Source organism: Pseudoalteromonas sp. NSLLW24 (assembly GCF_015864725.1).
GTDB classification, from domain to species: Bacteria; Pseudomonadota; Gammaproteobacteria; order Enterobacterales; family Alteromonadaceae; genus Pseudoalteromonas; species Pseudoalteromonas arctica.
This window is the reverse complement of record NZ_JADYWQ010000008.1, coordinates 124573-144066: the sequence shown is the minus strand read 5'-3', so window position 1 is coordinate 144066 and position 19494 is coordinate 124573. Positions and strand designations below refer to the sequence as shown.

The following is a 19494-nucleotide window of genomic DNA, read 5'->3' as shown; positions in this document are numbered from 1 at the left end:
CACTAAATCGCAATTTAATAACTTTAAAGAGCCTGTGTGTGGATAATTTTTTTACAGTAATAATTATTTTAGGTGCGCTACTACTTGTTGCTAGCTTAAAAACAACCGTTAAAGTTTGCAAAAAAACATCGCAAAGAGCATGGAGTGTACTGCTATGCGCTATTATTTTTTTTATTATAGGGTATTGGTGGATACTTTATTATTTTTCAAACCACGACATTGCACCCGTCGTTATGAATATGGTGGCTATGTTGTTACTTGGCGGTGGTGGGTTTGTTTTTTTAGTTATTAAACTGAGCTTAAAAAGTATTCTTAAAATAGAGCAAGCAACGCAGTATCAAAAATATCAAACTGAGCACGATAACTTAACAACTCTACCTAACCGCGATAAATTTTTTAAATCTTTAAGTAAACAAGTTGAATATCCTTCCCCATTTTCACTATTTTATATCGACTTAAATAACTTTAAACAAATTAATGATGCGTTTGGGCATCAGTGTGGTGACCAACTTTTGGCTGCATTTGCCAATAAATTAAATAAAGAATTATGCGGTATTGCTAAGTTATATCGAATAGGTGGCGATGAGTTTGCTTTTTTATTGCATACCGATACAGATGAAAGCATGAATTATTGTGTAAACATTATAAACTCAGCCGTCAAAAGTCCGTTTTGTACGAATGAGCAAATGGTTAAAATACAATTAAGTATAGGCGTAAGCCGTTTTCCTGATGATAGCCGATTGCCCGATCAGCTATTAAAAAAAGCTGACTTGGCACTGCATGAAGCTAAAAAAACATTTCAACCTTTGGTAAATTACTCATCTGCAATAGGTAAACGAGCTGAGGACTTTTTTGATTTATCAGCCAAAATTAAAGTGGCATTACATAAAGATGAGTTTGAGCTTTATTTACAACCCATAATGGACTCTAAAGATCTGCAATTACATGGCCTAGAAGCGCTTATCCGATGGCCGCAAGATGATGGTAGCTTTATTAGTCCAGAAAAGTTTATAACCGTAGCTGAGCGTACAGGGCTTATTTTTCCTTTATCGAAATGGGTTGTACAAGAAGCCGTTAATCATATTAGAAAGCTCAAGCTATTTGGTTTCACCGGTACTATACATGTCAACTTATCGACTAAAGATATTGAAAGCAGCGAGTTTTACGATTTTATAATTAGTTTACTCGCAACCGACCCTACATTAAGCGACTCGTTAATTTTTGAAATTACAGAAGGTGCAATGATGACAAATATACCGGCTGCTAGAAAAATGATGCAACAGTTGAGTATGCGCGGGTTTAAATTTAGTGTTGATGACTTTGGTACTGGCTTTTCGTCACTGTCATTATTAAGAGAGCTGCCAATCAATCAAATAAAAATTGATCAGTCGTTTGTCAAAGATATGCTTACTAACTCGCCTGATTACGCCATTGTAGAATCTACATTGTTTTTAGCGAGTCGATTAAATTGCGATGTAGTTGCTGAAGGAATAGAAACTAAAGAGGTAGAACAGGCGTTGTTGAGTCTTAACTGTGATTATTTACAAGGGTATTTATATAGCAAACCAATAAATATAGATGAATTTATAAATGTTTATTTAAGTGCAGAAAAAGTAAGTTGAATTTAATGAGTATTGAGAAGTTTTAGACAGGGGAGTCAAATTGGCTGGGATACCAGGATTTGAACCTGGGAATGCCAGGATCAAAACCTGGTGCCTTACCGCTTGGCGATATCCCAACTATAAATTTGAATTAGTTTTAGTTCTTAATAAGAACATGGTGCGGAAGGAGAGACTTGAACTCTCACAACCTAAGTTACTGGAACCTAAATCCAGCGCGTCTACCAATTCCGCCACTCCCGCATCACTAAGTTGCTAATTTAAACTCTAAGCTAGAGCAATTCTTTTATCCAACTTTCCTTGGTAGAAGAAGTTGGCTGGGATACCAGGATTTGAACCTGGGAATGCCAGGATCAAAACCTGGTGCCTTACCGCTTGGCGATATCCCAACAAAGAATTCTTTATAATTTTAGTTCTTATAAGAACATGGTGCGGAAAGAGAGACTTGAACTCTCACAACCGAAGTTACTGGAACCTAAATCCAGCGCGTCTACCAATTCCGCCACTCCCGCATCGTTTGTACAATAAAGTACAGGTAGTTATTTTAAACTCTTCATTGAGCTGCAATTTAACTCTTGCAGAGCCATTTCTAAAAGAAGAAATGGTGGCTAAGACGGGATTTGAACCTGTGACCCCATCATTATGAGTGATGTGCTCTAACCAGCTGAGCTACTTAGCCATTGTTGGCTGGGATACCAGGATTTGAACCTGGGAATGCCAGGATCAAAACCTGGTGCCTTACCGCTTGGCGATATCCCAACAATAACAATTGATAGTTTTAATTCTTATCAAGAATTATGGTGCGGAAGGAGAGACTTGAACTCTCACATCCTAAGATACTGGAACCTAAATCCAGCGCGTCTACCAATTCCGCCACTCCCGCACACAAGGTAGTTATTTTAAACTCTTCATTGAGCAACAAAAAAATAATGGTGGCTAAGACGGGATTTGAACCTGTGACCCCATCATTATGAGTGATGTGCTCTAACCAGCTGAGCTACTTAGCCATCTTTTTTTGTTAGCACTTCATCGCTGAGTGCGGGGCGTATTATGCTGATATGACCCAAATTCGTCAACACCTTTTTTGCAAAAAAACACTTAACTGTGTTTGTTTGCAGGAAAATTAAGCTAACAGGCTAAAATTTAATAAAAATGCTGTTTTTTTAGCTGCCTTTAAGGCGCGGAATCTTAATTAACCCTGTACTTCTTTAATTAAGCGATATTACAAAGATAGACTAGTTGAGGCTAATTATTATTTTTATAATGCTTAAATACAAAAAAGGCTCGTAAAAACGAGCCTTTAAAAATTATTACCAAGTGAAATTGGTTTAATTTGTACTTATACGTTGAACAAGAAGTTCATTACATCGCCATCTTTAACAATGTACTCTTTACCTTCTTGACGCATCTTACCTGCTTCTTTTGCGCCACTCTCACCTTTAAAGGCAACAAAGTCGTCAAAAGCAATAGTTTGCGCACGGATAAAGCCACGCTCGAAGTCGGTATGGATTTTACCCGCTGCTTGTGGTGCTGTTGCACCTACAGGGATTGTCCATGCGCGTACTTCTTTTACGCCAGCTGTGAAATAAGTTTGTAATTGTAGTAATTCATAACCACCACGAATAACAAGGTTAAGACCTGGCTCTTCTAGACCAAGATCAGCCATAAACTCTAGCTTGTCTTCGTCATCTAGTTCTGAAAGCTCAGACTCGATAGCGGCACATACAGGAACAACAATCGCATCTTCAGCTGCGGCAATAGCACGTACGCGGTCAAGGTATGGGTTATTTTCAAAACCATCTTCAGCAACGTTTGCAATATACATTGTTGGTTTAATCGTTAAGAAGTTAATAGAGCTGATTGCTGCTTTTTCTTCTTTAGTTAGTGCTAGACCACGTAAAGTTAAGCCTTCGTCAAGATGCACTTTTACTTTTTCAAGTACAGCATTTTGCTCTTTAGCGTCTTTATCGCCACCTTTTGCTTTTTTTGAATTACGGAAAAGGGCTTTTTCAGCGCTATCCATATCAGCAAGTACTAACTCAGTGTTGATTACGTCAATATCGTCAGCAGGGTCAATAGTGCCTGCTACGTGGATGATGTTTTCATCTTCAAAACAGCGAACTACGTGGCCAATTGCATCGGTTTCACGAATGTTAGCTAAAAACTGGTTACCAAGGCCTTCACCTTTAGATGCGCCTTTTACTAAGCCAGCAATGTCTACAAATTCCATACTGGTGGTAAGAACTCGTTGAGGATTAACTATTTTAGCAAGTTCGTCTAGACGAGGATCTGGCACAGGTACCACACCTGTATTAGGCTCAATGGTACAAAAAGGAAAGTTAGCGGCTTCAATACCCGCTTTAGTTAGTGCATTGAAAAGCGTTGATTTACCAACGTTAGGCAAGCCAACGATGCCACATTTAAAACCCATAGTAAGATACCTTGTTTAGAATTCGTTTAAACGGTGTACTTGGACCCAAGTTACTAGGGTTTAAACGAATGTAGTCTGTTTTGTGCTTTTAACACACCATCTTTTGCAAGTATTTCCATGCAACGAACTGCTTCATCAACAGCAGCATCCATTTTTTCTTGGTCTGCTTTGGCCGCTTTTCCAAGCACCCAACCAGTAACCATTTCACGATGCCCCGGATGACCTACACCAATGCGCAAGCGCATAAAGTCTTTTTGATTTGCCATTTTTGCAATAATGTCTTTTAAACCATTATGACCGCCATGCCCGCCGCCTTTTTTTAACTTGGCAACGCCTGGGTCTAAATCCAATTCGTCATGGGCAACTAAAATGTCCTCGACAGGGATTTTGAAAAAATTAGCTAAACTACCGACCGCTTTACCACTTAAATTCATGTAAGTAGTGGGGATCAATAATTTGAATTCTTGGCCTTGAATGATCACTTTGCCTGTAAGGCCGTGATATTTAGGATCGTATTTTAGGGTGCAGTTGTAGCGTGCAGCGATTTGCTCGATGAACCAAGCACCTGCATTGTGGCGTGTGTTTGCGTATTCGGGGCCTGGATTAGCCAGGCCCACAAGCATTTGAATAGAATTCAAGGTTGCGAGACCTTAAAAATTATTCTGCTGCTGCAGCGTCGTCTTCAACTGGAGCTGCTTTGTTTGCTTTGATAGTCAGGATAGACTGATCATGGCCTTCGCCTTTACCTAAATCTACAGAGCTAACGCCTTTAGGGAAAGTAAGGTCAGAAATATGAACAGAATCGCCAACAACAAACTTAGAAACATCTACTTCAATGAATTCTGGAAGTGCTTTTGGAAGACACGTAATTTCAACTTCAGTTAACTGGTGAACAACAGTTGCGCCAGCTTTAGTTACAATATCTTCACCGATGAAGTGAAGAGGAACTTTAGTTTGAAATTTATGAGTAGCATCTACACGTTGGAAATCAAGGTGAGTAAGCTTAGGCTTGAATGGGTGACGTTGGATATCTTTTAAGATTACTTCAACAGCTTCGCCATCTACGTTAAGCGTAAGGATATGCGTGTAAAAACCTTCGTCTTCTTGTGCTTTGATCATATCTTTATGAGCAAAAGTAAGAGATAAAGCTTCTTTGTCAGCTCCGTAAAGGATTGCAGGAACTTTGTCTTCGCGACGTAGGCGGCGGCTCGCACCAGTACCAGTTTCTACGCGAAGTTCAGCGTTATATGTATAAGTTTTGTTAGACATGATGTCTCCAGTTATTAAAATGTGTAGGGCCTTTGCGACCAAGGTCCCTAGCCAAAAGGCGCGCTATCATACCACCACGCCCAGACAAAATAAACATCGCTTACAAAAAAAGCGCCAAAAGGCGCTTTTATACTCAGGAATGTTTAATTTTAGTGTTCAAACATCGCTGAGATAGATTCTTCGTTACTAATACGACGAATAGTCTCTGCTAACATGTCAGCAAGCGTAAGTACCTTAATTTTATCAAGGGCTTTAAGCTCGTCAGATAGCGGAATTGAGTCAGTTACAATTACTTCGTCAATCATCGAGTCACGTAAGTTTTCTGCTGCTTTACCTGAAAGAATAGGGTGCGTTGCGTATGCAAATACGCGTTTAGCGCCATGTTCTTTAAGTGCTTCTGCGGCTTTACATAACGTACCACCGGTATCAATCATATCATCTACGATAATACAATCACGACCTTCAACGTCACCAATAATGTGCATTACTTGAGAAACGTTTGCTTGAGGGCGACGTTTATCAATGATTGCTAAATCGGTATCGTTTAGTAGTTTTGCAATTGCACGTGCGCGTACAACACCACCAATATCTGGAGATACAACAACGACGTCTTCAAAGTCGCGTTCTTTCATATCTTCAAGTAATACAGGGCTGCCAAATACGTTGTCTACTGGTACATCAAAGAAGCCTTGGATTTGTTCAGCGTGTAAATCAACCGTAAGAACACGGTCAACACCAACGCTTGATAAGAAATCGGCAACAACTTTAGCGGTAATTGGAACACGGGCAGAACGTACACGACGGTCTTGGCGCGCATAACCAAAATAAGGAATGACGGCAGTAATACGACCTGCAGATGCACGACGTAGAGCATCAACCATAACGATAAGTTCCATTAGGTTATCGTTTGTAGGGGCACAGGTTGATTGCAAGATAAAAACGTCCGAGCCACGAACATTTTCATTTATTTGAACACTGATCTCACCGTCGCTAAAACGGCCAACAACAGCATCGCCTAATTCAATATATAAACGTTTTGCAACTTTTTGAGCTAACTCAGGTGTTGCGTTACCAGCGAAGAGCTTCATGTCAGGCACGGTAGGGTTCCTCAGGCACTGAATATTTGGACTAACGGGCAATGATAAATACCACTGCGAGTTAACTTATGATTACTTGTACGTTACTTCATTGATCGAATATGGCGGTTAACTCCGTATGAGCAGGTGAGACATTTGCGCTTGAAGCCACAAAACCCTGCCAAGTATGGGGGAGATTTTCAAGTACATCTTGTGCTTGAACTTGACTAGCAAATTCGACAAAACAACATGAACCTGTTCCGGTCATCTTCGACGGTGCGTATTTTAGCAACCACTGGAGGGTTTTTTCAACCTCGGGGCAAAGCTTTTTAACTAAAGGCTCACAATCGTTGGTTAAAGTATGGTGTTTCCAATCGCCTATTATTTTTGGTGTGTCGCGTTTTAAATCTGGATGTGTAAATATTTTTGCAGTACTTACATGTTGGTTTGGGTGTACAACGCAGTACCATTTTTGTTCAAGTTTTACCTGGTGTAATTTCTCACCAATACCATGCGCTATGGCGCTTTGCCCTTGTATGAACACCGGAACATCAGCCCCTAATTTAAGTCCTAATTGGGCTAGAATTTCTAAATTTAGTTCTAATTTCCATAATTTATTTAGCGCTAATAAAGTACTTGCGGCGTCGGATGAACCACCTCCAACACCTCCGCCCATCGGTAAGCGTTTAATTAAATTTATTTTTACACCTAAAGAGGTTTTACAGTGTGTTTGTAATAATAAAGCCGCTTTATAGATGAGATTATCATTTTGGGGTATGTCTTTAGTATCACCCCCGACAGAAATACCACCGTCTGTTGTTAGCTCAAAATGCAACTCATCACCAAAATTTAAAAAAGTAAATAAGGTTTCTAGTTCATGATAGCCATCTTCTCGGCGAGCATTAATATGTAAAAATAAATTGAGTTTTGCCGGAGCAATAAGTGAAAAAGAGGTTTTGTTATTCATACTTATTTAAACTGCCAATCGTAGAGTTGAATTTTTATTTTTATTTGTTGGTGCTTTAACGTCAGTTTAGTAGGTAACCAGTAACCTGCGTTTTGTACGTAAGTGCCGTAATCTATTTGCCATTTTTTGCCTGCATTATCAAACCATAATACTTGCTTAGCACGGCCTAGTTCATCAACGACTAAACTTTGATCGTCAATGGTGCCCTTAAGCCAGTTATCGGCGTTATCAACAGGGAGTGTAAAACCCGTTAAACGCTTTAAAAGCTCTGCAGCATTAGTATCAAAGTACTCATCGCCGTCAAACTCTAATTCAGCACCATTTGCTGTTTGTTTAAGCGACAAAATACGAGTACCAATAAAAGTAGTCAGTATTAAATTATTGGAATTTGTTGTTTGCTGCCAATTTAAGTTTGCAGATTGACGCTCTTCTGGGCTTATAAACGCGAGTTTACCCTCGACCTGCCAAGTTTTTTGAGCAGCTAAACGTGGCTTCCAATCATCATAAAGTGTTGTTTTTGTATCAATTTGATGGGCACAGCCACCTAATAATAAAAAAAACATGAATAAAATCAAATATTGTCGAATCAAATGTTGTTCCTTACTTTCCATATTCCGCTGATTTTTGGTAAAATTACCGCCTTTGAAGTAGGGCTCAGCAATATTTGGCAAATATGACCATAATAGCACTAGGTATAAATCACAAAACCGCATCCGTAGAATTACGTGAAAAAGTGGCTTTTTCGCCTGAGCAAATTTCAGAGGCGTTGCAACAATTAAGTGGCCATGCCGACTTTAATGAAGCGGTTATTGTGTCTACCTGTAATCGAACCGAGATCTATTGTAGCCTCGCTCAGCAAAATTCCCAAACACTGTTAACGTGGCTTGCCAGTTTCCATGGTTTGGATGAACATGAACTGAGCAGCAATATATACTGCCATGAAGGTAATGACGCCATTAACCACTTAATGCGCGTAGCGTGTGGGTTGGATTCTCTTGTGTTAGGCGAGCCGCAAATTTTAGGGCAAATAAAGCAATCGTTTTTTAGTGCTAAAACCCACGATGCAATAGGGGTTACTTTTGATAGGTTGTTTCAAAAAACCTTTTCGGTAGCAAAACAAGTTCGCACTGAAACAAATATAGGCGCAAGTGCCGTGTCGGTTGCATTTGCGGCTGTTAACTTAGCAAAACATATTTATGGCAAGCTTGATCAAACCAATGTGCTATTAATTGGTGCTGGTGAAACCATTGAACTGGTTGCTAAACATTTATATCAAAATGAGCCTAAAAAAATAACGGTAGCTAATAGAACAATTGAACGTGCTCGCAGCCTTGCTGATGAAGTGTCGGCAGATGTTATCGCACTTGCACAGTTGCCAGAACGTTTACATGAAGCCGATATAGTCATTAGTTCTACCGCCAGTACTTTACCTATTATTGGTAAAGGGGTGGTTGAGCAAGCGCTTAAGCAGCGCCGTCACAAGCCTATGCTATTTATAGATATTGCGGTTCCGCGCGACATAGAAAGCCAAGTAGGTGAGCTAGATGCTGCCTATTTATATTCCGTTGATGACTTACAAACCATTGTAAGCGAGAATATGGCAGCGCGTGAGCAAGCTGCACAGCAAGCGCAAATAATTATTACTGAACGCACCAAAGAATTTGCAATGTGGATGCGCTCACTCGATTCGGTAGATTTAATCCGCCATTATCGAAATGATGTACAAACAATTAAGTCAGAACTTGTAGAGCGTGCTGTTAGTCAGCTAAATACAGGTAAAGATGCAGAAAAAATTATATTAGAGCTCGCCAATAAATTAACCAATCGCTTAATGCACGCGCCTACCCGTGCAATACAAGACGCAGCGAAAAAAGGTGAAGTGGCGCAGCTAAACCAGTTGAAAAAAATGTTAGGTATTGATCAGGAATAACCGTTAAATGAAAGAGTCTGTTTATAATAAATTAGAAACCTTAGTAGAGCGTTACGAAGAAGTACAAGCGCTGCTAAGCGACCCGTCGGTCATTAGTGATCAAAATCGTTTTCGTGGGCTTTCAAAAGAATACTCTGAGCTTGAAGAGATTGTAAAAACGTTTTTAACTTACAAAGAAACGCAAGATGATTTAGCCAGTGCAGAAGAAATGCTTAAAGATTCTGACCCTGAAATGCGTGAAATGGCGCAAGAAGAATATAAAGAAGCTAAAGCACAAATTTTGGTAATTGAAGATCAAATTCAAGTATTAATGTTGCCAAAAGATCCGCGAGATAACAATAACGTGTTTGTTGAAGTACGCGCTGGAACAGGCGGTGATGAAGCGGCTATTTTTGCTGGCGACTTATTCCGTATGTACAGCCGCTATGCAGAAACTAAAAAATGGAAAGTAGAAGTTGTGAGCACCAATGAAGGTGAGCACGGTGGCTACAAAGAAGTTATTGCAAATATTAGTGGCGAAGGCGTTTACGGTCAATTAAAGTTTGAATCAGGTGTACACCGCGTACAACGTGTGCCAGAAACTGAGTCACAAGGGCGAGTTCATACCTCTGCATGTACTGTTGCGGTAATGGCGGAAGTACCAGAGGCCGAAGCGATACAAATTAATACCGCAGATTTAAAAGTTGATACATTTCGTGCATCAGGCGCAGGTGGTCAGCACGTTAATAAAACAGATTCTGCTATTCGACTTACACATATACCTACCGGTGTTGTGGTTGAGTGTCAGGATCAGCGTTCACAGCATAAAAACCGTGCTAAAGCGATGTCGGTACTTGCAGCACGTTTGCAACAGGCTGAGGATGAAAAGCGCCATGCGGCAGAAGCATCTGAACGTCGTGACTTAGTAGGTAGTGGCGATCGTTCTGAACGTATCCGTACTTATAACTACCCACAAGGTCGTATTACCGATCACCGTATTAACTTAACACTTTATCGTTTGAATGAAGTGGTAGCGGGTGATTTAAGCTGCGTTATTGACCCATTAATGCAAGAACATCAAGCTGACTTATTAGCGGCTATGGGCGACGAGTAATCGTGAGCCAAACTCTTGAACAAGCTATTGCTGCAGGCGCTAATTTATTAGCACCTAGCAGCGAAAGTGCTAAATTAGACGCACAAGTTTTACTTCTACATATTCTTCAAAAACCTCACAGTTACCTTTTTACTTGGCCAGAGCATGCGCTTAATGCCGAACAACAACAGCAATTTAATACATTTTGCCAAAGACGTTTAAACGGTGAACCTGTTGCACATATTACGGGGCAACGTGAATTTTGGAGCTTATCGCTTGAAGTTAACGCAACAACTTTAATACCTCGACCAGATACCGAGACGTTGGTAGAGCAAGCTCTTGAAATGGATGTACCTGTAGATTCCAAGGTGCTTGATTTAGGCACCGGTACTGGTGCAATCGCACTGGCGCTTGGTAGTGAAATGCCTAACTGGAAAATTACAGCTGTAGATAGAGTAAGTGATGCAGTTGCACTGGCTACACGTAACCAGCAGCGATTGGCTATTAATAACGTTCACGTTAAGCAAAGCAACTGGTTTAGCGAGTTACATGGTGAGAAATTCAACCTAATTGTCACTAACCCACCTTATATTGAAAGCAGTGATATACATTTAAATCAGGGCGATGTGCGCTTTGAGCCTTTGTCGGCATTAGTGGCGGATGATTGTGGAATGTCTGATATTAAACAAATAATTACGCAATCACGTGACTATTTGTTATCTAGTGGCTATCTTTTAATAGAACACGGTTTTGAGCAAGGTGAAGCTGTTCGTCATTTTTTCCAAAAAATGGCATTTGTGAATATTAAAACAGTGAAAGACTTTGGTGATAATGACCGTGTAACGTTTGCACAGTGGCCCTAAAGAATAATAATTGCCTGCTAGTGCGTTAAATAATGCCATGAAGGAATTTCGACTATGATGGGTGATTTTTTATTTTCAGATGAGCCAGAAGAAGCAATCAATGAGATTGAACTCGGTACCTGGAAAGTATTAATCGTTGATGATGAACCTGAAGTTCATGCTGTTACAAAACTAGCGTTGAGTGATTTTGAGTTTCAAAATAAACGCTTAGAATTTATTAGTGCGTACTCAGGTGCTGAAGCAAAAGAGCTTGTGAAAGAGCATCCAGATGCAGCCATTGTACTACTTGATGTAGTAATGGAGACCGATGATGCCGGTTTGCAAGTTGCTAAGTTTATTCGTGAAGAAGCTAAAAATAATCATATTCGAATTATTTTAAGAACGGGTCAACCTGGTCAAGCACCTGAACGACAAGTAATTATTAATTATGATATTAACGATTACAAATCTAAAACAGAGCTAACGGCTCAAAAGTTATTTACTGTTATTATGTCGAGCCTGCGTTCGTATCGGGATATTATTTCGATTGAGCAGTCACGCGAAGGGCTTGAGAAAATAATTATAGCGTCCCGTGATATTTTTTCTGCGCATTCAATAGAGCACTTTATTGAAGGCGTTATGCAGCAGTTAACTTCTTTACTCGGTATTGCTGATCAAGCTATGTATGCAACTACTTTAGTTGCGCAAAATCCTGAAGCACAAAATAATAAAAAATTAATTGTTTGCTCGGGTACCGGTGACTTTGAAAAAAGTGAAGGTAAAGAGCTCGATGAGGTATTACAAGCTGAACAATTAAGTGCATGTCATCAGGCGCTTAATGAAAAAAGCATTATTTATAAAGATAACTACTTATTTGCGTATTGTAGCAGTGAGTACAATCATAATTCGATGCTATTTATATCAGGTATTCCAAAGGATTTAACGGATACTCAGCGCCATTTAATTAAGATTTTCTCTCAAAACGTGCAACTTGCGTTTGAAAATGTACAACTTCAGTCTGAAATAGAAGCAACGCAACAAGAGCTTGTTTACAGGTTAAGTGAAGCGGTAGAGCAACGCTCAACAGAAACGGGTAATCATGTTAAGCGTGTAGCACATATTTGTCATATATTGGCACAAGGGTATGGCTTATCTAAGCATGATGCTGATTTAGTAAGGTTGGCGTCGCCTCTTCATGATGTAGGCAAAGTGGGCATTCCTGATGCGGTATTAAATAAACCAGCAAAGTTAGACGCCCAAGAATGGGAAGTGATGAAAACCCATACTGATAAAGGCTATACTATTTTAAAAGACTCGCCGCATGAGATTGTTAGTGCAGGCGCAATTATTGCAAAAGAGCATCATGAAAAATGGGATGGCTCTGGTTACCCACAAGGTTTAAGCGGAAACGCAATTAATGTATTTGGTCGTATAGTTGCACTTGCTGATGTATACGATGCACTTCGCCATAAACGATGCTATAAAGAACCTTGGACACTGCAAAACGTAGTTGATGAAATTAACGCTCAAAAAGGCACACACTTTGAACCAAAATTGGTTGAAGTATTTAACGAGAAGCTTGATGAGTTAGAAGCGGTTCTTAACCGTTTTCCTGATTAAATTTTTATAAAACAGAAGTACAGGGGCATATGGATTATTTAGCAGTAAAGCATTCACACATGGCAATTGCGATGTTGAGTGTGATTTTATTTTATGTTCGCGCATTTTCGCGAATGGGCAGTGGTAAATTAGCAAAAAATAAAGCGGTAATGATTGGTAGTCATAGTATAGATACTTTGCTATTAGTGTCTGCACTTACGCTTATATTTATGGCTAAAATTAACCCGTTTGAACAATATTGGCTATTAGAAAAAATAGTTTTAGTGGTTATATATATTGGTATTGGGGCTAAAAGCGCCAGACAAACTAAAATGACGGCTAAAGTTGCTTACGTTTTAGTTAACACTGCTGTTATTTTAGCGATAGGTTATTTAGCGACGTCTAAATCAGCTTTTTTGCTTTAAGTAATACCTGACTATTTGAGCTTTATAGTTGTTTTATAAAGCTCAAATACGACTCTCTCTCAGAAAGTATTCAAAAACATCTCTATATTGGTATATAGCTTTAAAGTTAGGTAAACTACGCCTTCGTTTTCTAAAATGTTGCAGTATTAATGACTACCCTCGGGTTTGACGAACACGATGAATCTTATCTTGATGATGCTTACGATGAATTTACACCTCCAGCGATTTACCGCTGTATTAAAGCAGAGTCAAAATGGGACCCTCAGATAGATTTAACACCATGTTATGAAACTTTAACTGACTTTGAACAGCAAATTTCAGCGCTGTGTTTAAAAGTGAGTGATGAGCACGATCGCTTCGAAAAATTATTAGATATGTTTTACAGCGATTGGCTATTTAGTGCCTCAGGCTTAAAAGTGCCAGAATACAAATTAAATACATTAAGCTATACGCTTTCTATGCGTAGTGGCTCACCAACAACGCTTGCAATTATACTTTGTCACTTTTTACAACAAGCTAACTTTGATGCAAATCTTAGTCTTACGCTGGGTGATGTTGGTGTTCATGTGGCGATAAGTGATGAAGAGGGCTACATAATTGAGCCAAGCAGCGGGCAACAAAGCTGGTATATCATCCCTGAAAACGCAGATGAAGATGATGGGCAAGAACAAGAGCCTTTAGAGTTAATTTTTGATGACGAAGTATATAAGCTATTTTTAGCTCAGCAAAAATGGTCTTTCATTAGCGAAAACAAATTTGGTCATGCTTTGACCTGTGTAGAGATGCTAATGGAGCTAATAGGCGACGACCCGTATGAGAGACGCGACAGAGGTTACTTATTAAATCAGCTCGGTTGCCCTAAAATGGCACGTGATGATTTACAGTTTTTTGTCGATGAGTGTCCGGACGATCCTGCAATAGAGATTATTCAACACCAAATAGAAGAACTAGAAGATAATAATAAAACGCACCATTAAGAATAGGAATAATTATGGTTGAAACTCAAAGCGCATTAATTACAAATGATGCCGTTGTGCTTGGTTTGCTTGCTATTATTTTGGGGTTTATTTTTAAAACCTCAAACAGTGAGCGTCCAGCTTTAAAACGATTTTATAAATACGTACCTGCTTTACTACTGTGTTACTTTTTACCTTCGTTATTAAATACCTTTGGTATTGTAGATGGTAATAAATCCAATGTTTATTATGTGGCTTCGCGCTACTTACTGCCTGCTTGTTTAATACTGCTTACCATTAGTATTGATTTAAAAGCTATTATTAACTTAGGCCCTAAAGCGCTCATTATGTTTTTAGTGGGTACATTAGGCATTGTTATTGGTGGGCCATTAGCTATTTTAGTCGTGAGTGCATTTGATCCAAGTATTGTTGGTGGTCATGGGCCCGATGCAGTATGGCGCGGTATGACAACCGTTGCGGGTAGCTGGATTGGCGGTGGTGCTAACCAAGCCTCAATGAAAGAGATGTTTGAAGTGGGTGGTGATATATTTTCTGTAATGATTACAGTAGATGTAATAGTCGCGAATATTTGGATGGCTGTTTTATTGTTAATGGCAGCAAACCATAAAAAGATTGATGCAGCTACGGGTGCTGATACAAGCGCAATTGAAGATTTAAAAAAACGTGTTGAAGCCTATCATGCTGAACACGCACGTATTCCTACTCTTAACGATTACATGACGCTGCTTGCAATTGCATTTGGTATAACCGGTTTAGCGCATTTTTGTGCTGACTTTTTAGGTCCGTACTTTGGCACTACTTATGAGTGGGCAAAAGAGTACAGCTTAAACAGTAAATTCTTTTGGCTAATCGTTATATCAACAACGATTGGCATAGGCTTATCGTTTACTAAAGTGAGACAAATAGAAGCGTTTGGCGCTTCAAAAGTAGCCTCTAGCTTTTTGTATATTTTAGTTGCATCGATTGGTTTGCATATGAATGTAACCGCTATTTTTAATAACCCAGGGTTATTTTTAGTTGGTGCAATTTGGATGTTAGTGCATGCAAGCATAATGTTAGTAGTAGCTAAACTAATTAAAGCACCGTTATTTTATATGGCTGTGGGCTCGCAGGCTAATGTGGGCGGCGCAGCGTCTGCACCTGTTGTAGCATCAGCATTTCACCCTTCGCTTGCGCCTGTTGGTGTCCTGTTAGCTGTACTGGGCTATGGTGTGGGTACTTATATGGCTTATATTTGTGGATTAATGATGCAAGCAGTTGCACCCTAAGGAATTTAAATGAAAGACCAAATTATTAAAATCAATGAAATTGAACTAGCAAACAACAAACCGTTTGTATTGTTTGGTGGTATTAACGTATTAGAATCTCGCGATTTAGCTATGCGTGTTGCAGAGCATTATGTAGAAGTAACGACGAAACTCAATATTCCTTATGTATTTAAAGCGTCATTTGATAAGGCTAACCGCTCTTCAATCAATTCGTACCGTGGTCCTGGTATGGAAGAAGGTTTAAAAATATTTGAAGAGATTAAAAAGACCTTCAACATACCGCTTATTACTGATGTACATGAACCGCATCAAGCAGCACCTGTTGCTGAAGTTGTTGATGTAATTCAGTTACCAGCCTTTTTAGCACGTCAAACAGATTTAGTTGTGGCGATGGCTAAAACAGGTGCAATTATTAACGTGAAAAAACCACAGTTTTTAGCGCCGCATGAAATGCGCCATATCATTACTAAATTTAATGAAGCGGGTAATAATAACATCGCACTTTGTGAGCGTGGTTCTAGCTTTGGTTACAACAACCTAGTGGTTGATATGCTGGGTATGGATGACATGAAAGCAATGGCGCCTGTTATTTTTGATGCAACACATGCGCTACAACGCCCTGGTGGACGAGCTGACTCTGCTGATGGTCGTCGTGCACAAGCTGCAGAGCTTGCTCGAAGTGGTATGGCGCTAGGTATTGCAGGTTTATTTATTGAGGCGCATCCAAACCCTAACGAAGCTAAATGTGATGGCCCATGTGCGCTAGCGCTTAGTAAGTTAGAAGGATACTTAACGCAAATGAAAGCGGTTGATGATTTAATTAAAAGCTTTGCCCCACTTGATACAAGTGCAAGCGATTTATAATTAAGCATGATGTTTATTAAAAAGCGACTCAGGTCGCTTTTTTTATGCCTTTAATATACACAAACTTATATGATGTATATAATCTCACGCATAAGAAAAACTAATTCTAAGCTTGGTTATTATGTCAAGACGGGTACCTCCATTAAACGCATTAAAAGCCTTTGAAGCGGCTGCGCGTCATTTAAGTTTTACTAAGGCTGCAGAAGAGCTCTATGTAACGCAGGCGGCAGTAAGTCATCAAATAAAAACACTTGAAGAGCATTTAGGTTTAAAGTTGTTTTTACGTAAAAACCGCTCATTATTATTAACTGAAGAAGGCCAAGGCTATTTTTTAGATATAAAAGAGATTTTTACTCAGCTTATTGATGCAACTGAAAAGCTATTAGCCCGTGGTGCTAAGGGCTCATTAACAGTTAGTCTAACACCAAGTTTTGCTATTCAGTGGTTAGTGCCTCGTTTGAGTTTGTTTAATGAGTTACACCCAGAGATAGACGTGCGAATAAAAGCACAAGATCAAGATGAAAACTCACTGACTGATGACGTAGATATTGCTATTTACTATGGAAGAGGTCATTGGAATGGCGTACAAGCGTACAAACTTCATACCGAGTATTTAGTACCACTTTGTAGTCCTATGTTATTAAGCGGATTAAAGCCGCTTGATCAACCTAGTGATTTAGCGCATCACACCTTATTGCATGACACCACACGTAAAAACTGGAAAACGTGGATGAAAACTGCAGGTGTGCGTAACATTCAGGTAAATCAAGGACCTATATTTAGTCACTCATCAATGGTGTTACAAGCTGCAGTACATGGGCAAGGTGTGGCAATCGGTAATAGTGTATTAGCTAAACCCGACATAGATGCAGGGCGTTTGGTTATTCCGTTTAATCACAGTCTAGAAAGTAAAAATGCATATTACTTAGTGCTTCGCGAATCGCAAACCGAGCTTGGTAAAATAGTTTCGTTTAAAGAGTGGATGCTGAGCTTAGTAGAGCATGAGCAAGAACATGAGTATTAATAATGATTGAATGGTTTAAAAGCACCGCACAACCTGCAATTGCACAGTTTATATTTGCGCATGGTGCAGGTGCCGGTAGCGATTCTGACTTTATGCAACATATGGCAAAATTAATAAGCGAGCAAGGTGTTGATGTTGGTTTATTTGATTTTGAATATATGCAAATTGCTAAACAAACTAATAAACGTAGGCCTCCTGAGCGAGCGCCAAAGCTACTTATTTATTATGAGCAAGTGCTTGGTCAGGCGCAGCCAGATTTACCGTTATTTATAGGCGGTAAATCGATGGGCGGACGCATGGCATCAATGCTTGCGTGCAGCACAGAGCAAAGACTTTCGGGTGTTATTGTATTTGGTTATCCATTTCATCCGCCGGGTAAGCCAGAAAAGTTACGCACCGATCATTTTGCTGATATTGTTTGCCCTTTTTTAGTATTACAGGGCGAGCGAGATACATTTGGTACACGTGAAGAACTGCTTACTATGGAAATGCCAAAACAGCCTTTACTCACATGGCTGACTGATGGCGATCATTCATTAAAACCACGTAAAAAAAGTGGCGTAACTGAACTGCAAAATAGAGAAACAGCAGCGTTAAGTGCCGTTGAATTTATTAAGCAACAAGTAGAGATGTGTTAAGACTCGATTAGGGGATTAGATGATTAAATTATTTTTAATGGCCGGCAGTATTTTTTGTATGCTCTCGGTTATGTTAGGTGCATTTGCTGCCCATGGTTTAAAAAGCCGTTTATCGGAGTATTCATTAGGGGTTTTTAAAACAGCTGCTGAGTATCAAATGGTGCATGGCCTTGCACTTATTGCGGTGGCTATTTTAATTAAATGGGGCATAAACCTGAGTTGGGCTGGTGGCTTTTTTATAACGGGCACACTACTTTTTAGTGGCAGTTTATATTTACTCGCTCTAACAGATATGAAGTGGCTAGGGCCGATAACACCGCTTGGTGGATTGTGCTTTATTATTGGTTGGATTGTTATTTTAGTGCAAGTCGCACGATTTAAGTTTTAAAGAGTTTAAGGGTTAATATGTCTAGTGTTGTGATTTATTGTCGTAGTGGTTTTGAAAGCGATGCCGCTGCTGAAATAACGTTTCATGCTGCAGAGCAGGGTTTTGCAGGGTATGTAAAAGCAAAGCCAAATACAGGTTATGTTGTTTACGAATGTTTTGAAGCGCATCACAGCGACGAAATAATCAAAAAAGTCGATTTTAAAAATATGGTGTTTGCACGCCAATGGTTTGCCGGTACATTACTTGAAAACATGCCAGTAGAGGACCGTGTAAGTGCAGTAGTTGAAGCTGCTAAAGATTTTACATTGTGCTCAGAACTGCGCGTAGAAACGCCAGATACAAATGAAGGCAAAGAGCTTTTAACGTTCTGTAAAAAAATATCAACGCCGCTTAAAAAAGCCCTCGAAAAACAAAATACAGTACTGCGTGAGCCAAAAGCAAACCGCCCAGTAATGCATGTCATGTTTTTAACAAACAATACGGCTTATGTTGGTTACTCGTATAGCTTTAATAATTCTCCATTTTTCATGGGTATTTTACGCCTTCGTATGCCAAGCGATGCACCGAGTCGTTCAACGTTAAAACTCGACGAAGCGTTTAATGTATTTATTCCTGAGCAACAACGTGAATCACGCGTGGCAGCAGGTATGCGCAGTGTTGATTTAGGTGCATGCCCGGGTGGTTGGACTTATCAGCTTGTACGCCGAGGTATGTTTGTAAGTGCTATTGATAACGGCCCAATGAATGACGATTTAATGCAAACGGGTCAAGTTAAACATTTTAGAGCAGATGGTTTTAAATATCGCCCAGAAAAAAGAAATATTACTTGGTTAGTGTGCGATATGGTGGAAAAACCAACCAAAGTGACTACGCTAATGATTGACTGGGCAGTAAATGCATACGCAAAAGAGTTTATATTTAACTTAAAACTACCTATGAAAAAACGCTTTGATAGTGTTTATGAATGTCTTTCGATGATAAGAAAAGAGCTTGAGAAACATAGCATTAATTACGAGTTACAAGCTAAACATCTCTATCATGATCGTGAGGAAATAACCGTTCATTTAAACGTTACTAAGGTGCCACAAAATTTGTATAGTTAATA

At 39.5% G+C, this 19494-nt stretch carries 19 protein-coding genes and 8 tRNA genes; 13 read left to right on the top strand and 14 right to left on the bottom strand.

Going from position 1 to position 19494, the window contains the following annotated elements; translation table 11 throughout:
* Window positions 1–38: 38 nt before the first annotated feature.
* Window positions 39–1622, top strand: coding sequence for a putative bifunctional diguanylate cyclase/phosphodiesterase (locus I6E72_RS10510; protein ID WP_007585601.1), 1584 nt, complete (start codon window positions 39–41; stop codon window positions 1620–1622).
* Between the two features lie 41 nt (window positions 1623–1663).
* Here I6E72_RS10510 and I6E72_RS10505 read toward each other — a convergent pair.
* The 14 genes from I6E72_RS10505 to lolB all read right to left on the bottom strand — a co-directional run bounded on the left by I6E72_RS10505 (window position 1664) and on the right by lolB (window position 7952).
* Window positions 1664–1738, bottom strand: a tRNA-Gln gene (locus I6E72_RS10505).
* Window positions 1739–1777: 39 nt separating this feature from the next.
* Window positions 1778–1862 (bottom strand) — tRNA-Leu (locus tag I6E72_RS10500).
* Window positions 1863–1933: 71 nt separating this feature from the next.
* Window positions 1934–2008: transfer RNA gene (locus I6E72_RS10495), tRNA-Gln, on the bottom strand.
* 38 nt (window positions 2009–2046) lie between these two features.
* A tRNA-Leu gene (locus I6E72_RS10490) sits at window positions 2047–2131 on the bottom strand.
* A gap of 90 nt (window positions 2132–2221) precedes the next feature.
* Window positions 2222–2298 (bottom strand) — tRNA-Met (locus I6E72_RS10485).
* 5 nt (window positions 2299–2303) lie between these two features.
* Window positions 2304–2378, bottom strand: a tRNA-Gln gene (locus tag I6E72_RS10480).
* 39 nt (window positions 2379–2417) lie between these two features.
* Window positions 2418–2502: transfer RNA gene (locus I6E72_RS10475), tRNA-Leu, on the bottom strand.
* 47 nt (window positions 2503–2549) lie between these two features.
* Window positions 2550–2626 (bottom strand) — tRNA-Met (locus I6E72_RS10470).
* Window positions 2627–2958: 332 nt separating this feature from the next.
* The gene (gene ychF / locus I6E72_RS10465; protein ID WP_007583951.1) at window positions 2959–4050 is read right to left on the bottom strand and encodes a redox-regulated ATPase YchF; all 1092 of its coding nucleotides are present in this window, start codon (window positions 4048–4050) and stop codon (window positions 2959–2961) included.
* A gap of 53 nt (window positions 4051–4103) precedes the next feature.
* A complete protein-coding gene (gene pth, locus I6E72_RS10460) occupies window positions 4104–4688 on the bottom strand; it encodes an aminoacyl-tRNA hydrolase (protein WP_007583954.1) in 585 nt (194 codons plus the stop codon).
* 19 nt (window positions 4689–4707) lie between these two features.
* On the bottom strand, window positions 4708–5319 hold the full coding sequence (locus I6E72_RS10455) for a 50S ribosomal protein L25/general stress protein Ctc (protein WP_008171830.1): 612 nt from the start codon (window positions 5317–5319) through the stop codon (window positions 4708–4710).
* Between the two features lie 149 nt (window positions 5320–5468).
* Window positions 5469–6416 carry a ribose-phosphate pyrophosphokinase gene (locus I6E72_RS10450; protein WP_007583957.1) on the bottom strand — a complete coding sequence of 316 codons (948 nt, stop codon included), beginning with the start codon at window positions 6414–6416 and terminating at the stop codon, window positions 5469–5471.
* 88 nt (window positions 6417–6504) lie between these two features.
* Window positions 6505–7362, bottom strand: coding sequence for a 4-(cytidine 5'-diphospho)-2-C-methyl-D-erythritol kinase (gene ispE / locus I6E72_RS10445; RefSeq protein ID WP_197112249.1), 858 nt, complete (start codon window positions 7360–7362; stop codon window positions 6505–6507).
* A 2-nt stretch (window positions 7363–7364) separates the two neighbouring features.
* A complete protein-coding gene (gene lolB, locus I6E72_RS10440) occupies window positions 7365–7952 on the bottom strand; it encodes a lipoprotein insertase outer membrane protein LolB (protein ID WP_024593864.1) in 588 nt (195 codons plus the stop codon).
* 83 nt (window positions 7953–8035) lie between these two features.
* On the opposite strand from lolB, the gene hemA reads away from it, so the two are divergent.
* From hemA to rlmM, 12 genes are all read left to right on the top strand, one after another.
* Window positions 8036–9292 carry a glutamyl-tRNA reductase gene (gene hemA / locus I6E72_RS10435; RefSeq protein ID WP_010554718.1) on the top strand — a complete coding sequence of 419 codons (1257 nt, stop codon included), beginning with the start codon at window positions 8036–8038 and terminating at the stop codon, window positions 9290–9292.
* Between the two features lie 7 nt (window positions 9293–9299).
* A complete protein-coding gene (prfA, locus tag I6E72_RS10430) occupies window positions 9300–10385 on the top strand; it encodes a peptide chain release factor 1 (RefSeq protein WP_007583962.1) in 1086 nt (361 codons plus the stop codon).
* A 2-nt stretch (window positions 10386–10387) separates the two neighbouring features.
* A complete protein-coding gene (prmC, locus tag I6E72_RS10425; protein ID WP_197112247.1) occupies window positions 10388–11227 on the top strand; it encodes a peptide chain release factor N(5)-glutamine methyltransferase in 840 nt (279 codons plus the stop codon).
* A gap of 54 nt (window positions 11228–11281) precedes the next feature.
* Window positions 11282–12826: a response regulator gene (locus I6E72_RS10420; RefSeq protein WP_007583964.1), complete on the top strand. Its 1545-nt coding sequence runs from the start codon at window positions 11282–11284 to the stop codon at window positions 12824–12826.
* Between the two features lie 29 nt (window positions 12827–12855).
* Window positions 12856–13230 (top strand): SirB2 family protein, encoded by a 375-nt coding sequence (locus I6E72_RS10415; protein ID WP_007583965.1) that lies wholly within the window; start codon window positions 12856–12858, stop codon window positions 13228–13230.
* A gap of 149 nt (window positions 13231–13379) precedes the next feature.
* Window positions 13380–14207, top strand: coding sequence for a tetratricopeptide repeat protein (locus tag I6E72_RS10410; protein WP_007583966.1), 828 nt, complete (start codon window positions 13380–13382; stop codon window positions 14205–14207).
* A 14-nt stretch (window positions 14208–14221) separates the two neighbouring features.
* The gene (locus tag I6E72_RS10405; protein WP_007583967.1) at window positions 14222–15475 is read left to right on the top strand and encodes a DUF819 family protein; all 1254 of its coding nucleotides are present in this window, start codon (window positions 14222–14224) and stop codon (window positions 15473–15475) included.
* 9 nt (window positions 15476–15484) lie between these two features.
* Complete coding sequence (gene kdsA, locus I6E72_RS10400) at window positions 15485–16339, top strand: 3-deoxy-8-phosphooctulonate synthase (RefSeq protein ID WP_007583968.1); 855 nt, start codon at window positions 15485–15487, stop codon at window positions 16337–16339.
* Between the two features lie 121 nt (window positions 16340–16460).
* On the top strand, window positions 16461–17363 hold the full coding sequence (locus tag I6E72_RS10395) for a transcriptional regulator GcvA (RefSeq protein ID WP_002958561.1): 903 nt from the start codon (window positions 16461–16463) through the stop codon (window positions 17361–17363).
* Between the two features lie 2 nt (window positions 17364–17365).
* On the top strand, window positions 17366–18001 hold the full coding sequence (locus I6E72_RS10390; RefSeq protein WP_024593861.1) for an alpha/beta family hydrolase: 636 nt from the start codon (window positions 17366–17368) through the stop codon (window positions 17999–18001).
* 19 nt (window positions 18002–18020) lie between these two features.
* On the top strand, window positions 18021–18389 hold the full coding sequence (locus I6E72_RS10385) for a DUF423 domain-containing protein (protein WP_007583972.1): 369 nt from the start codon (window positions 18021–18023) through the stop codon (window positions 18387–18389).
* A 17-nt stretch (window positions 18390–18406) separates the two neighbouring features.
* Window positions 18407–19492: a 23S rRNA (cytidine(2498)-2'-O)-methyltransferase RlmM gene (gene rlmM, locus I6E72_RS10380; RefSeq protein ID WP_007583974.1), complete on the top strand. Its 1086-nt coding sequence runs from the start codon at window positions 18407–18409 to the stop codon at window positions 19490–19492.
* Window positions 19493–19494 lie beyond the last annotated feature (2 nt).

Excerpts from the sequence above, each read along its gene's own strand:
- I6E72_RS10455 (WP_008171830.1), bottom strand. The coding sequence starts at position 5,319 with ATGTCTAACAAAACTTATACATATAACGCTGAACTTCGCGTAGAAACT.
- I6E72_RS10415 (WP_007583965.1), top strand. The coding sequence starts at position 12,856 with ATGGATTATTTAGCAGTAAAGCATTCACACATGGCAATTGCGATGTTG.
- kdsA (WP_007583968.1), top strand. The coding sequence starts at position 15,485 with ATGAAAGACCAAATTATTAAAATCAATGAAATTGAACTAGCAAACAAC.
- rlmM (WP_007583974.1), top strand. The coding sequence starts at position 18,407 with ATGTCTAGTGTTGTGATTTATTGTCGTAGTGGTTTTGAAAGCGATGCC.
- ispE (WP_197112249.1), bottom strand. The coding sequence starts at position 7,362 with ATGAATAACAAAACCTCTTTTTCACTTATTGCTCCGGCAAAACTCAAT.
- ychF (WP_007583951.1), bottom strand. The coding sequence starts at position 4,050 with ATGGGTTTTAAATGTGGCATCGTTGGCTTGCCTAACGTTGGTAAATCA.
- I6E72_RS10410 (WP_007583966.1), top strand. The coding sequence starts at position 13,380 with ATGACTACCCTCGGGTTTGACGAACACGATGAATCTTATCTTGATGAT.
- I6E72_RS10385 (WP_007583972.1), top strand. The coding sequence starts at position 18,021 with ATGATTAAATTATTTTTAATGGCCGGCAGTATTTTTTGTATGCTCTCG.
- hemA (WP_010554718.1), top strand. The coding sequence starts at position 8,036 with ATGACCATAATAGCACTAGGTATAAATCACAAAACCGCATCCGTAGAA.
- I6E72_RS10395 (WP_002958561.1), top strand. The coding sequence starts at position 16,461 with ATGTCAAGACGGGTACCTCCATTAAACGCATTAAAAGCCTTTGAAGCG.
- prfA (WP_007583962.1), top strand. The coding sequence starts at position 9,300 with ATGAAAGAGTCTGTTTATAATAAATTAGAAACCTTAGTAGAGCGTTAC.
- I6E72_RS10390 (WP_024593861.1), top strand. The coding sequence starts at position 17,366 with ATGATTGAATGGTTTAAAAGCACCGCACAACCTGCAATTGCACAGTTT.
- I6E72_RS10405 (WP_007583967.1), top strand. The coding sequence starts at position 14,222 with ATGGTTGAAACTCAAAGCGCATTAATTACAAATGATGCCGTTGTGCTT.
- I6E72_RS10420 (WP_007583964.1), top strand. The coding sequence starts at position 11,282 with ATGATGGGTGATTTTTTATTTTCAGATGAGCCAGAAGAAGCAATCAAT.